The organism is Streptomyces sp. NBC_00683 (assembly GCF_036226745.1).
Taxonomy (GTDB): Bacteria; Actinomycetota; Actinomycetes; order Streptomycetales; family Streptomycetaceae; genus Streptomyces.
On the sequence record NZ_CP109013.1, the window covers coordinates 1,545,655 to 1,558,915 of the forward strand.

The window sequence follows — 13,261 nt, forward strand, 5'->3', positions numbered from 1 at the left end:
AATACCAGGGGTTTGGGGTGCCTCTCACCTGCATTTTCGGTGGTCAGTGCGGTGCGGGCGGGGACGGAGCGCCGACCGGCGGCCGGCACGCGCCGACGCGCGTACGGTCTGTCGCCTGCCGTGTACGAGGAGTCGTCCGGGCTACCTTCGCGGGCATGACTGGCACGTACGGCACGAGTGGCAAGAGCGGCACGACCGATCGCACCGGGCTGACGCCCCGCGTCTCGCAGCCCCGCGCGCTGGCCTCCCTGCGCGAGCGTCTGCGCGACACGTTCTGGTTCGCGCCGACGGTGGGGCTGGCCTGCGCCTTCGCCCTGTGGTGGGTCCTCTCCGAGGTGGACACGAAGATCGTCACCTACCTGAAGGAAGAGGAGGCGTACGAGGAGCTCGGGGACCTCCTCTCCTTCGCCGAGGACGCCAGGCTGATCGTCACGACGATCAGCGCGGCCATGATGACGTTCATCGGGGTCGTCTTCAGCATCTCGCTCGTGGCCGTGCAGATGGCGAGCGGACAGCTCACTCCGCGCGTGGTCCGGATCTTCGTGCGGAGCCGGATCAGCAAGCTCACGCTGACGGTGTTCCTGGCGACGTTCGCGTTCTCGCTGCTGGTCCTGACGTCGTACGAGGGAGGGGCGGCCGCGAATCCGCGGCGGATCACCTCCGTACCGGTGCTGCAGAGCATGCTGACGCTGGGCATGGTCGGCCTGAGCCTGCTGCTGTTCATCGCTTTCGTCTCTTCCACGCTGCGGCTGATGCAGGTCGGCCCCGTCCTCGACCGCATCACGGGTGAGGCGGTCCGGGCCCTGGAGCACCAGCCCGGAGGCGAGCACGGGGAAGCCCTGCTCGGGCCCGCGACGGCGTGGGTCGTGTACCGGGAGCGGGCGGGGGTGGTGAGGGATGTGAATGTGGCCCGGCTGGTGCGGGCCGCGCGCCGGCATGGGGTGGTACTGCGGCTGATCCCGCGGACCGGGGACTTCCTGGTGCCGGGGACGCCGCTGCTGGCCGTGCACGGTGGGGCCGCGCCACCCTCGCGCGCCCTGAGGCACACCGTCGGTGTCGGGGTCGAGCGGACGGTGCACCAGGATCCGGCGTTCGGGCTGCGGCAGTTGTCGGACATCGCCCTGCGTGCCCTGTCGCCGTCCGTGAACGATCCGACCACAGCGGTGCAGTGCCTCGACCGGATCGTGCAGTTCCTCTCGGTCGCCGTGCGCCTGCCGCTCGGGCAGCTGCACCACCGGGACCGGCGGGGTGCTGTGCGGCTCGTCCAGGAGGTGCCGGGGTGGCCGGATCTCGTGGACCTCGCGTTCGAGGAGATCCGGGGGCACGCGGCCGGCAGTCCGCAGGTCACGCGGCGGATGCTGGCCGGCCTCGACGATCTGCTGCTCCTCGCGGCCGAGGAGCGGAGGAAGCCGCTGCTCAGGCACCGTGCGCTCCTGGTGGGGGCGGTGGAGCGGACGGTGCCCGAGGCTGCCGGGCGGGCCTTCGCCCTGGACCCGGACCGTCAGGGGATCGGCTGACGCCGCGGGCCGGTCACGGCATCAGGTGGTGGTCGGGGAAGTTGCCGGGCAGCCGCTCCCCCGCCGGGCCCTCGGTCACTGCCCGTACGAGCAGCTCGCCGCCCACGAAGGCGCCCCGCCACGAGGCGCCGAAGCCGCCGAAGAGCTCGTCGCGGTCGCCCCGCGAACGGGGCTTGCCGTGTCCGGTCTTGAAGGCGCGGATCTGCGGGGCCAGTCGCTCGTACGTGGCCGGGTCGTCCGTGGACAGGGTGGCCACCAGCGCCCCGTTGGAGGCGTTCATGGCCGCCAGGAGCTCCGCCTCCGTATCGACCAGAACGATCGTGTCGACCGGGCCGAAGGGTTCCGCGTGGTGCAGCGGGGAGGAGGAGGGAGGGTTGAGCAGCGTGACGGGGTGGAGGTAGGCGCTGGTGTCCTGGCCGGGGAGGAACCGGGCATCCGCGACGGAGCCGTGGTGGAGGGGAACGGCTCCCCTGTCGATCGCCTCGGCCACCTGGTCGGCCAGCTCCTTGGCCTTCGCGGCGTTGATGAGCGGGCCGAAGTCCAGGTCGGGCAGCGGATCGGTGGGGTGCTCCACCGCGAGGGGGTGGCCGGTGCGGAGGCCGCGGACGGCGGGGAGGTAGGCGGCCAGGAAGTCCGCGAAGAGCGTGCGCTGGACGACGAAGCGCGGGTAGGCCGTGCAGCGCTGCTTGCCGTAGTCGAAGAGCTTCGGAATGACGGCGGTGAGGGACGGCCAGTCCGAGTAGTTCCAGATGCCCCAGGTGTTGAGGCCCTCCTGTTCGAGGATGTGCCGCTTGCCCAGGTCGGCGACCGCGGTGGCGATACGGGCGCCGGTGTCGCGGCCTCCGACGAAGGAGACGCAGCCGATCTCGGGCGAGCGGACGAGGGGGGCCGACAGTTCGCTGCCGCTCCCGCTGACGAGGGTGAGCGGGATGCCCTCGCGGGCGGCGAGTGCGCAGGCCAGGGTGAGGCAGGCGACGCCACCGTCGGTGGGCGTCTTGGCGATCACCGCGTTGCCGGCCAGTGCCTGCACGAGCATCGCGTGGACCAGTACGGACATGGGGTAGTTCCAGCTGGCGATGTTGGAGACCGGGCCGGGCAGAGGGGTCCTGGCGGCAAGGAGCCGGTCCATGTGGTCGGCGTACCAGCGGACACCGTCGATGGCTCGGTCGACGTCGGCCCGGGCGAGGCGCCAGGGTTTGCCGATCTCCCAGACGAGGAGGAGGGCGAGGAGCTCGCGGTGCTCGGCCAGTGCGTCGAGGGCGGCGCCCACGCGGGCGCGGCGTTCGGGGAGGGGGATGTGGCGCCAGGCGCGGTGCTGGTCGAGGGAGGCCCGTACGGCCTGTTGGGCGGTCGTCGCGTCCAGGCGGGGCGGTCCGACGATGGGGGTGTTGTCGACGGGGCTGGTGGCGGGGAGGGTGCGGCCGTCCTGGTGCCAGGTGGCGGCCCATAGGTTGCGGACGTGGTCGTCCTGGAAGGCCTCGGGGGCGGCGGCGCGTGCGCGTTGCCAGGCTTCGGGCCAGGTGGTGTGGGGTTTGAGGGTGAGGGTGCTGGGTGCTGGGGGTTTCATGGGTCTCCGCTCTCGGTGCACGTACGCGGGCGGGGGGTGTGTTGCGGTTGTGGTGCGGGGGCGGTTGTCGTGCGGGGGCCGGAGCGGGTGGGGCGCCTGCGGCGGGCGTTGTCCCCTCCCCGCCCCTTCCCGTAACCGGGGCTCCGCCCCGGGCCCCGGGCCTCAATCGCCGGACGGGCTTGAAGATGCCCTCACAGGTGAGTTCAGGTTGCTCGCAGCCGTTCCTCCACCAGTCGTGCCGTTTCCGTCGGGGTGGCACCGACCGCTACCCCTGCGGCCTCCAGCGCCAGCTTCTTGGCGGCCGCCGTACCCGAGGAGCCCGAGACGATCGCTCCCGCGTGGCCCATCGTCTTGCCCTCGGGGGCGGTGAAGCCGGCGATGTAGCCGATCACCGGCTTGGTGATGTGCTGCGCGATGTGCGCCGCGGCCCGTTCCTCCGCGTCGCCGCCGATTTCGCCGATCAGGACGATCAGTTCGGTGTCGGGGTCGTTCTCGAAGGCTGTCAGGCAGTCGATGTGCGTCGTGCCGATCACCGGGTCGCCTCCGATGCCCACCGCCGACGAGAAGCCGGTCTCGCGGAGTTCGTGCATCAACTGGTACGTGAGGGTGCCCGACTTGGAGACCAGGCCGATGCGGCCCGGCTTGGTGGCGATGTCGGCCGGGATGATGCCCGCGTTCGACTGGCCGGGGCTGATCACGCCGGGGCAGTTGGGCCCGAGGATGCGCGTGCCGCGTGAGCGCGCGTGGGCGTGGAAGGCCACCGCGTCGTGGACGGGGATGCCCTCCGTGATGACCACGGCCAGCGCGATGCCCGCGTCGGCCGCCTCGATGACCGCCGCCCTGGCGAACGGCGGTGGGACGAACACGACGGTGACGTCCGCCCCGGTGGCATCCATTCCCTCGCGTACGGATCCGAAGACCGGGACCGTGCGGTCGTCGAAGTCCACGGTCCGGCCGGCCTTGCGCGGATTGACGCCCCCGACGATCTGGGTGCCCGCGGCGAGCATCCGCCGGGTGTGCTTCATGCCCTCGGCACCGGTCATGCCCTGGACGAGGACCTTGCTCTCCTTGGTGAGGAAGATGGCCATGATCAGTGCCCTCCCAGGGCCAGTCGGGCTGCTCGGTCTGCTGCGCCGTCCATCGTCGTGACCTGTTGGACCAGGGGGTGTGCGCGGTCGTCGAGGATCGCCCGGCCGCGGGCCGCGTTGTTGCCGTCGAGGCGTACGACCAGCGGTTTCGTCAGGTGGACGGAGTCCAGCGCCTGGACGATCCCGTCGGCGACCGCGTCGCAGGCGGTGATGCCGCCGAAGACGTTGACGAAAACGGACTTCACCGACGGGTCGGAGAGGATGACGGTGAGGCCATCGGCCATGACGCGGGCCGAGGCGCCGCCCCCGATGTCGAGGAAGTTGGCGGGCCGCGCCCCGCAGCCGGCGACCACGTCGAGGGTGGACATGACCAGTCCGGCGCCGTTGCCGATGATGCCGACCTCGCCGTCGAGCTTGACGTAGTTGAGGCCCTTGGCTGCGGCAGCTGCCTCCAGCGGGTCCCCGTGCGGGTCTGCGGCGTCCGCGCCCCGACGGGACTGCCGGAAGGCGGCGTTGTCGTCGAGTGTCACCTTTCCGTCCAGGGCGAGGATCCGGCCGTCCGCGGTACGGACCAGCGGGTTGACCTCGACCAGCAGGGCGTCCTCCTGGGTGAGTACCTGCCACAGCGCCTGGAGTACGGGGGCTGTGGCGGCGGGGAGTGCGGCGGCCTCGGCGATCTCCGCGGCCTTGGCCGCCGTCACTCCCTCGACCGGGTCGACGGGGATTCGGGCCACCGCCTCGGGACGGGTGGCCGCGACCTCCTCGATGTCCATGCCGCCCTCCGCCGAGGCGATGGCGAGGAAGGTTCCCGAGGCCCGGTCGAGGACGTAGCTCACGTAGAACTCCGCCTCGATGTCGACGGGTTGGGCGAGCATGACGGTCCGGACTCGGTGGCCCTTGATGTCCATGCCGAGGATCTGGCGTGCGGTGACGACGGCGGCCCCGGGGTCCGCCGCCACTTTCACCCCGCCCGCCTTGCCCCTGCCGCCGGTCTTCACCTGTGCCTTGACGACGACGCGGCCACCGAGCCGTTCGGCCGCCGCACGGGCCTCGGACGGGTCGTCCACGACCTCTGCGTCCGGTACGGATATGCCGTGATCCGCGAAGAGTTGCCTTGCCTGATGCTCGTACAGATCCATAGCCACTCCCGATCGTGCCGATTGTGAAAGTGCCGCACGCCCCCTGGACACCACCCACCGGATGCGGGATAACAAGCTTCATACAGTATTCGTCGACTGTATGCAATGTACCGCGAGAGCGGCGGAGCGGCTCCCGCACTCCCCTACGAAGGGACAGGACATCGCCATGCCTGAGGACAGCCACGACACCCAGAACCTCATCTCCGGTGGGCACTTGGTCGCCAAGGCACTCAAGGCGGAGGGGGTGGAGCGCATCTACACCCTCTGCGGCGGCCACATCATCGACATCTACGACGGCTGCGTCGACGAGGGCATCGAGGTCGTCGACGTACGCCACGAGCAGGTCGCCGCCCACGCAGCCGACGGCTACGCCCGCATCACCGGGAAGCCCGGATGCGCCGTCGTCACCGCGGGGCCGGGGACGACCGATGCCGTCACCGGTGTCGCCAACGCCTTCCGCGCGGAGTCACCGATGCTGCTGATCGGCGGTCAGGGGGCGCACACCCAGCACAAGATGGGCTCGCTCCAGGACCTGCCGCACGTCGACATGATGACGCCGATCACCAAGTTCGCGGCCACCGTGCCGGACACCGCGCGGGCGGCGGACATGGTGTCGATGGCGTTCCGGGAGTGCTACCACGGCGCACCCGGGCCCTCCTTCCTGGAGATCCCCCGCGATGTCCTCGACGCCAAGGTGCCGGTGGACAGGGCGCGGGTGCCCGAGGCCGGGCAGTACCGGGCCTCGACGCGCGCGGCCGGAGACCCGGCCGACATCGAGAAGCTGGCGGATCTCCTCGTCCACGCGGAGAAGCCCGCCATCCTGCTGGGCAGCCAGGTCTGGACGACGCGGGCCACGGACTCGGCCACCGAGCTGGTCCGGACCCTCAACATCCCCGCGTACATGAACGGCGCGGGCCGCGGCACCCTGCCTCCCGGCGACCCGCACCACTTCCAGCTCTCGCGGCGGTACGCGTTCTCCAACGCCGACCTCATCGTCATCGTGGGGACCCCCTTCGACTTCCGCATGGGCTACGGAAAGCGGCTCTCGCAGGACGCGACCGTCGTCCAGATCGACCTCGACTACCGCACGGTGGGCAAGAACCGCGACATCGACCTCGGGATCGTCGGCGATGCCTCACTCGTACTCAAGGCGGTCACGGAGGCGGCGAGCGGGCGCCTCAACGGCGGTTCGGTGAAGCGCAAGGCCTGGCTCGACGAGCTCCGGGCCGCCGAGCAGACGGCGATCGACAAGCGACTGCCCCAGCTCAGGTCGGACGCCTCACCCATCCATCCGTACCGGCTGGTCAGCGAGATCAACGACTTCCTGACCGAGGACTCCATCTACATCGGGGACGGCGGCGACATCGTCACCTTCTCCGGCCAGGTCGTCCAGCCCCGTACACCGGGCCACTGGATGGACCCGGGGCCCCTCGGCACGCTCGGTGTCGGCGTGCCCTTCGTCCTGGCCGCCAAGCAGGCCAGGCCCGACAAGGAGGTCGTGGCGCTCTTCGGCGACGGCGCGTTCTCCCTGACCGGCTGGGACTTCGAGACGCTGGTCCGCTACAAGCTCCCGTTCGTCGGGATCGTCGGCAACAACTCCTCGATGAACCAGATCCGTTACGGCCAGAAGGCCAAGTACGGCGACGAGCGCGAGCGGGTCGGCAACACCCTCGGCGACGTCCACTACGACAAGTTCGCCCAGATGCTCGGCGGTTACGGCGAAGAGGTGCGCGACCCCGCGGACATCGCCCCCGCGCTGCAGCGGGCGCGCGAGTCGGGGCTGCCCTCGCTCATCAACGTCTGGGTCGACCCCGACGCGTACGCCCCCGGAACGATGAACCAGACCATGTACAAGTAGCAGAGGAGCCGTTGGCATGACCAAAGCTCTTGAGGGCGTACGCGTCCTCGACATGACGCACGTACAGTCCGGTCCCTCCGCCACACAGCTGCTCGCCTGGCTCGGTGCGGACGTGGTCAAGCTGGAGGCGCCGAGCGGCGACATCACCCGCAAGCAGTTGCGGGATCTGCCAGACGTCGACTCCCTCTACTTCACGATGCTCAACTGCAACAAGCGGAGCATCACCCTCAACACGAAGAGCGAGCGCGGCAAGGAGATCCTGACCGAGCTCATCCGGCGCAGCGATGTGATGGTCGAGAACTTCGGCCCCGGCGCCGTGGACCGCATGGGGTTCACCTGGGAGAGGATCCAGGAGATCAACCCCCGGATCGTCTATGCCTCCATCAAGGGCTTCGGCGACGGGCCGTACACCAACTTCAAGGCGTACGAGGTCGTCGCGCAGGCCATGGGCGGTTCGATGTCGACCACCGGCTTCGAGGACGGGCCACCGCTCGCCACCGGTGCGCAGATCGGCGACTCGGGCACCGGTGTCCACGCGGTGGCCGGCATCCTCGCCGCGCTGTTCCAGCGGGAGAACACCGGGCGCGGGCAGCGGGTGAACGTGGCGATGCAGCACGCCGTGCTCAACCTCTGCCGGGTGAAGCTGCGTGACCAGCAGCGCCTGGCTCACGGGCCGCTCGCCGAGTACCCCAACGCCCAGGACACCGCCGAGGCCGACGAGGTGCCGCGCAGCGGCAACGCCAGCGGCGGCGGCCAGCCGGGATGGGCGGTGAAGTGCGCACCGGGCGGCCCCAACGACTACGTGTACGTCATCGTGCAGCCCGTCGGCTGGAAGCCCCTGTCCGCGCTGATCGGCAGGCCGGAGCTGGCGGAGGACCCCGAGTGGGCATCGCCGGAGTCCCGGCTGCCGAAGCTCGGAAAGATGTTCCAGCTGATCGAGGAATGGTCGGCCACGCTCCCCAAGTGGGAGGTCCTGGAGCAGCTGAACGCGCACAACATCCCGTGCGGCCCGATCCTCTCCACGAAGGAGATCGTCGAGGACGAGTCCCTGGCCGCCAACGAGATGGTGGTGCGCGTCGACCATCCGGAGCGCGGCACGTTCACCACGGTCGGCAGCCCGCTGAAGCTGTCCGACTCCCCCGTCGAGATCCTCACGTCCCCGCTGCTCGGTGAGCACAACGCCGAGGTGTACGTCGGCGAACTGGGCCTGGGTGACGAGGAACTGCTGCTGCTGAAGACGAACGGAGTCATCTGAGCATGGCCGGAACAGTCGAAGAGAAGGAACAGCTACGGGTACGGGCGCTGCTCGACGCCGTCCGGAGCGAGGGGCGCAGCGCGCTCACCGCACCGGAGGGAAAGGTCGTCGCCGACGCGTACGGCATCGCCGTCCCGGGCGAGGAGCTGGCCCGGGACGTCGAGGAGGCCGTGGCGTTCGCCGCCCGCCTCGGCGGGTCCGTCGTACTGAAGATCGTCTCCCCCGACATCCTGCACAAGACGGATGCGGGCGGGGTCGTCGTCGGGGTCTCGGGTGCCGCGGAGGTGCGTTCCGCCTTCCGCCGGATCGTCGAGAACGCGCAGGCGTACGCACCGGACGCCCGGATCGACGGCGTGCAGGTCCAGCAGCTCGTTCCGCCGGGCCAGGAGGTCATCATCGGTGCGGTCACCGACCCGACGTTCGGGAAGGTGGTCGCGTTCGGGCTCGGCGGGGTACTGGTGGAGGTCCTCAAGGACATCACCTTCCGGCTGGCTCCCGTCACCGCGGACGAGGCGCAGTCGATGCTCGACTCGATCGGCGCCGCGGAGATCCTCCGGGGCGTGCGCGGCGCGCCACCGGTCGACCGGTGGGCGCTGGCCGAGCAGATCCGGCGGGTCTCCCGGCTGGTCACGGATTTCCCGGAGATCGCGGAGGTGGACCTCAATCCGGTGATCGCGTCACCGGACGGTGCGATCGCCGCGGACATCCGCATCCTGCTGACCACCGAGGAGGTGAAGGCACGGCGCACGTACAGCCGCGAGGAGATCCTCGTGTCGATGCGCCGGCTGATGGAACCCCGTTCGGTCGCCGTGATCGGCGCCTCCAACGAGCAGGGGAAGATCGGCAATTCGGTGATGCGCAACCTCGTCGACGGAGGTTTCACGGGCGAGATCCATCCGGTGAACCCCAGGGCCGATGACATTCTGGGCCGCAAGGCGTACAAGAGTGTCACCGACGTTCCCGGTGAGGTGGATGTGGCGGTCTTCGCGATCCCCGCCAAGTTCGTGGCATCGGCGCTGGAAGAGGTGGGGCGCAAGGGGATTCCCAATGCCGTGCTCATCCCGTCAGGGTTCGCCGAGACCGGCGAACAGGGGCTGCAGGACGAGATCGTGGCGATCGGCGAGCGGTACGGTGTGCGGCTGCTGGGCCCGAACATCTACGGCTACTACTCCACGTGGCAGGACCTCTGCGCCACCTTCTGCACACCGTACGACGTCAAGGGCGGGGTGGCGCTGACCTCCCAGTCCGGTGGCATCGGCATGGCGATCCTCGGTTTCGCCCGGTCGACGAAGACCGGTGTGTCGGCGATCGTCGGGCTCGGCAACAAGTCGGACATCGACGAGGACGACCTGCTGACGTGGTTCGGTGAGGACCCCAACACCCAGTGCATCGCCATGCATCTGGAGGACCTCAAGGACGGCCGCGCGTTCGTGGAGGCGGCGCGGGCGACCGTACCGAAGAAGCCGATCGTGGTCCTGAAGGCAGGGCGCACCACCGCGGGCGCGAAGGCGGCCGGTTCGCACACGGGCGCGCTGGCCGGCGACGACGCGGTGTACGACGACATCCTGCGGCAGGCGGGGGTGATCCGGGCGCCGGGGCTGAACGACATGCTCGAGTACGCGAGGGCGTTGCCGGTACTGCCGACACCCAAGGGCGACAACGTCGTCATCATCACCGGGGCGGGCGGTTCGGGCGTGCTGTTGTCGGACGCGATCGTCGACAACGGGCTCTCGCTGATGGAGATTCCGCCCGATCTGGACGCGGCGTTCAAGGCGTTCATCCCGCCGTTCGGCGCGGCGGGGAACCCGATCGACATCACGGGCGGCGAGCCGCCCTCGACGTACGAGGCGACGATCCGGCTGGGGATGGAGGATCCGCGCATCCATGCCCTGGTGCTGGGCTACTGGCACACGATCGTCACTCCCCCGATGGTCTTCGCCGAACTGACGGCCCGGGTGGTCCAGGAGTTCAGGGAGCGGGGCATCGAGAAGCCCGTGGTGGCGTCGCTGGCGGGTGACACGGAGGTGGAGGAGGCGTGCCAGTACCTCTACGAGCACGGTGTCGTCGCCTACCCGTACACCACGGAGACGCCGGTGGCCGTGCTGGGCGCCAAGTACCGGTGGGCGCGCGCGGCAGGCCTGTTGGGCGGTGGGCGATGACCTGAGAGGACTCGGACCACGGGGTCTGCGGCTGACCGCTCGGCCGTGGACCCCGCGCGCGACGCGAAGTGAGAACGGGCAGGGGGCGCTGGCCAGACTTCTTCCACGCAAGGGGTTCGATCGACAATGACGACAACTCACATCTCCACACCCGTCCCCTTCAGGGAGGTGACGGACGCCAACGGGCGCATGTACCGCGTCGGCGAGACCGATGTCGACATCATGGGCCGCAAGCGCAAGTGGATGGTCATCCTGCCGTGGGTCGGCATGATGGGCATCAGCTCGGCCGAGTACGCGTTCGCGTCGGCGGAGGACACGCTGCACCACGCGCACAACTGGGACAGCGGTCACATCTACTGGATGATGACCGTCTGGGTGTTCTTCCAGGCCGCGGTCGCGATGCCCGCGGGCAGGCTGCGGGAGACCGGCAGGCTGCCCGCCCGCTGGGCGATGATGCTCGGCGCGACGGGCACCCTCCTCGGCTACCTGTCACTGGCGTACGCGCCGCACGTGATCTTCGCCTACATCGGCTTCAGTGTGTTCTCCGGCATGGGTGCGGGCATGGTGTACGCCACCTGCGTCAACATGGTCGGCAAGTGGTACCCGGAGCGCAGGGGCGGCAAGACGGGCTTCGTCAACGGCGGTTTCGCCTACGGATCGGTGCCGTTCGTCTTCATCTTCACCGGGTTCATGGACATCACCAACTTCAAGTGGGTCCTGGTCTCGGTGGGCGTCTTCCTTGCCGCGCTCGTGGCCTGCGCCGGCTTCTTCTTCCGGGACCCGCCGAAGAACTGGTGGCCCGCCGACGTCGACCCGCTCAACCCGCCCGAGGACCCGCGGGCCCGCCGCTCGCTGGAGAAGAACCCGCCGGCCGTCAAGCAGTTCTCCCCGGGCGAGGCCTGGAGGACCGGCCGCGTGGCGTTGATGTGGTGCTGCCTCGCCTGTACCTCCGGCGTGAACATCTTCGGAATCGCCTTCCAGATCGACATCGGCCAGGAGGCGGGCTTCGCCGCCGGGATCGTGGCCACCGCCATGTCGCTCAAGGCGATCGTCAACGGCACCGGGCGCGGCGTCATCGGCTGGCTGTCCGACCTCTACGGCCGCAAGAAGTGCCTGCTCTACGTCTGCGTCATCCTGGGAATCGCCCAGTTCGGCATCATCTGGTCGGCCGAGCTGAAGAGCCTGCCGCTGTTCCTGTTCTTCTCCGCGGTCTCCGGCTTCGGCGGCGGAGCCATCTTCCCGATGTTCGCCGCAATGACCGCGGACTACTTCGGTGAGAACAACAACGCCACCAACTACGGCATGGTCTACAGCTCCAAGCTCGTGTCCGGACTCGGAGCGGGGATGGGCTTCCTGGTCGTCGACGCCTGGGGGCTCAACGGCGCCTTCATCCTGGCGGGCAGCATCTCGTTCTTCGCGGGATTCCTCGCCCTGTTCCTGGCTGCACCCGGACGCGACCGGAAGGGCCGGCTCCTGGTGAAGGCCAACCCGTCCCCGATAAGCCGGGAGAGCGAGTGACCTCCCACCCGCAGCACTGACGTGTGGGGCCCGGTTCCTGGAACCGGGCCCCACACGTGTGTGCCGTCGGGCGTCAGTCGCCGCAGCGCTCCCGGAGGGAGTGCAGGTGCTCGCTGGACTTGCGGGCGAACGCGAAGGACTCGACCGGGTTGTCGTGCTCGGTCTGCCAGTGGTGGTAGGTGCGGCCGCGGTGGGTCCGCTCGGTGACGCGGCTGAGGAAGGTCTTGTAGTCGATGTCTCCGTCGCCGACGTCCGTCATGTCGTAGCCGTCGCGTGCGGAGTCGTTACGGGTGCCGTCCTTGACGTGGAAGAGGGGATAGCGGTCGGGCTGCCTGAGTACGTAGTCGACGGGGTTGAAGGGGGCGGGGGTGCCGTCGGCCTTCTTGCCGAAGCGGAACTGCGCGCAGAACGCCCAGTAGATGTCCATCTCCAGATAGACCAGGTCGGGGTCGGTCTCGGCGAGCAGGACGTCGTAGAGCCGCACGCCCGGCTTGTCGGTGGCGAAGGAGAACTCCTCCGCGTGGTTGTGCTGGTAGAACTTCATGCCGCGCTTGCGGGCGGCCGCTCCGTACGTGTTGAACTCCTCGGCCGCACGCTTCCAGCCGTCCACGGTGGAGCCGTAGCGGAACGGGCCGGACGCGGTGCCGATGTGCTTCAGCCCGAGGGCCTCCGCGTCGTCGAGGACCTTGGTGAGGTTCTGGGCGAAGGTGTAGGCGCCGGGGTTGTTGTCGTCGTAGTAGCCGACGTGGCTGCCGATGGGGTTCAGCCCGTGGTCCTTGGCCAGCTTCCTGAGCTGGGCGAGGGTGATGGCGCCGGCCGAGCCCTGGGTGTATCCGGCGAACTCGATCTCGTCGTAGCCGTAGTTCTCCAGCTCGGCGAAGACGGGGGCGAAGCCGAGCGTGGAGACCTTGTCGCGGAGGCTGTACAGCTGGATTCCGAGGCGGCCGGGGGGCAGGACGGCACGGCCCTTGCCGTGCCCATGGCCGTGCCCTTGACCCGTACTGCTTGCCGCCTGGGCGGTCGCGGCGCCCAGGAGCGTCGCGGCGGCGGCTCCGGCGGCGACGCCCAGGACGTTGCGGCGGCTGAGTCTGCGGGCCAGTTCGGAGTCCTTCGGGGTGCGGCTCGTCATCACGTAACTCCCTGTGTGGGTGTGCGGGCTG

Annotated in this window: 9 protein-coding genes; 5 read left to right on the forward strand and 4 right to left on the reverse strand. The window is 69.5% G+C overall.

Annotated features, from left to right (window positions below):
* Positions 1-155: 155 nt before the first annotated feature.
* The gene (locus OG257_RS06880; RefSeq protein ID WP_443054316.1) at positions 156-1,517 is read left to right on the forward strand and encodes a DUF2254 domain-containing protein; all 1,362 of its coding nucleotides are present in this window, start codon (positions 156-158) and stop codon (positions 1,515-1,517) included.
* 13 nt (positions 1,518-1,530) lie between these two features.
* Here the strand turns inward: OG257_RS06880 and OG257_RS06885 are convergent, their stop codons facing one another.
* The 3 genes from OG257_RS06885 to sucC form a co-directional block, all read right to left on the reverse strand.
* Entirely contained in the window at positions 1,531-3,084 is a 1,554-nt protein-coding gene (locus tag OG257_RS06885; RefSeq protein ID WP_329205676.1) for an aldehyde dehydrogenase family protein, read from the reverse strand.
* Positions 3,085-3,287: 203 nt separating this feature from the next.
* Positions 3,288-4,172, reverse strand: coding sequence for a succinate--CoA ligase subunit alpha (gene sucD / locus OG257_RS06890; RefSeq protein WP_329205677.1), 885 nt, complete (start codon positions 4,170-4,172; stop codon positions 3,288-3,290).
* Positions 4,173-4,174: 2 nt separating this feature from the next.
* On the reverse strand, positions 4,175-5,311 hold the full coding sequence (gene sucC, locus OG257_RS06895; protein ID WP_329205679.1) for an ADP-forming succinate--CoA ligase subunit beta: 1,137 nt from the start codon (positions 5,309-5,311) through the stop codon (positions 4,175-4,177).
* A 166-nt stretch (positions 5,312-5,477) separates the two neighbouring features.
* Between sucC and OG257_RS06900 the strand changes: the two genes are divergently transcribed.
* The 4 genes from OG257_RS06900 to OG257_RS06915 all read left to right on the forward strand — a co-directional run bounded on the left by OG257_RS06900 (position 5,478) and on the right by OG257_RS06915 (position 12,101).
* Positions 5,478-7,169 (forward strand): thiamine pyrophosphate-binding protein, encoded by a 1,692-nt coding sequence (locus OG257_RS06900; RefSeq protein ID WP_329205680.1) that lies wholly within the window; start codon positions 5,478-5,480, stop codon positions 7,167-7,169.
* Between the two features lie 16 nt (positions 7,170-7,185).
* Positions 7,186-8,424, forward strand: coding sequence for a formyl-CoA transferase (frc, locus tag OG257_RS06905; RefSeq protein ID WP_329205681.1), 1,239 nt, complete (start codon positions 7,186-7,188; stop codon positions 8,422-8,424).
* Positions 8,425-8,426: 2 nt separating this feature from the next.
* Positions 8,427-10,583 carry an acetate--CoA ligase family protein gene (locus OG257_RS06910; RefSeq protein ID WP_329205683.1) on the forward strand — a complete coding sequence of 719 codons (2,157 nt, stop codon included), beginning with the start codon at positions 8,427-8,429 and terminating at the stop codon, positions 10,581-10,583.
* A 126-nt stretch (positions 10,584-10,709) separates the two neighbouring features.
* Positions 10,710-12,101: an OFA family MFS transporter gene (locus tag OG257_RS06915; RefSeq protein ID WP_329205684.1), complete on the forward strand. Its 1,392-nt coding sequence runs from the start codon at positions 10,710-10,712 to the stop codon at positions 12,099-12,101.
* A 73-nt stretch (positions 12,102-12,174) separates the two neighbouring features.
* Here OG257_RS06915 and OG257_RS06920 read toward each other — a convergent pair whose 3' ends face one another.
* Positions 12,175-13,230, reverse strand: a complete 1,056-nt coding sequence (locus tag OG257_RS06920) for a sugar phosphate isomerase/epimerase family protein (protein ID WP_329205686.1) — start codon at positions 13,228-13,230, stop codon at positions 12,175-12,177.
* Positions 13,231-13,261: the final 31 nt, after the last annotated feature.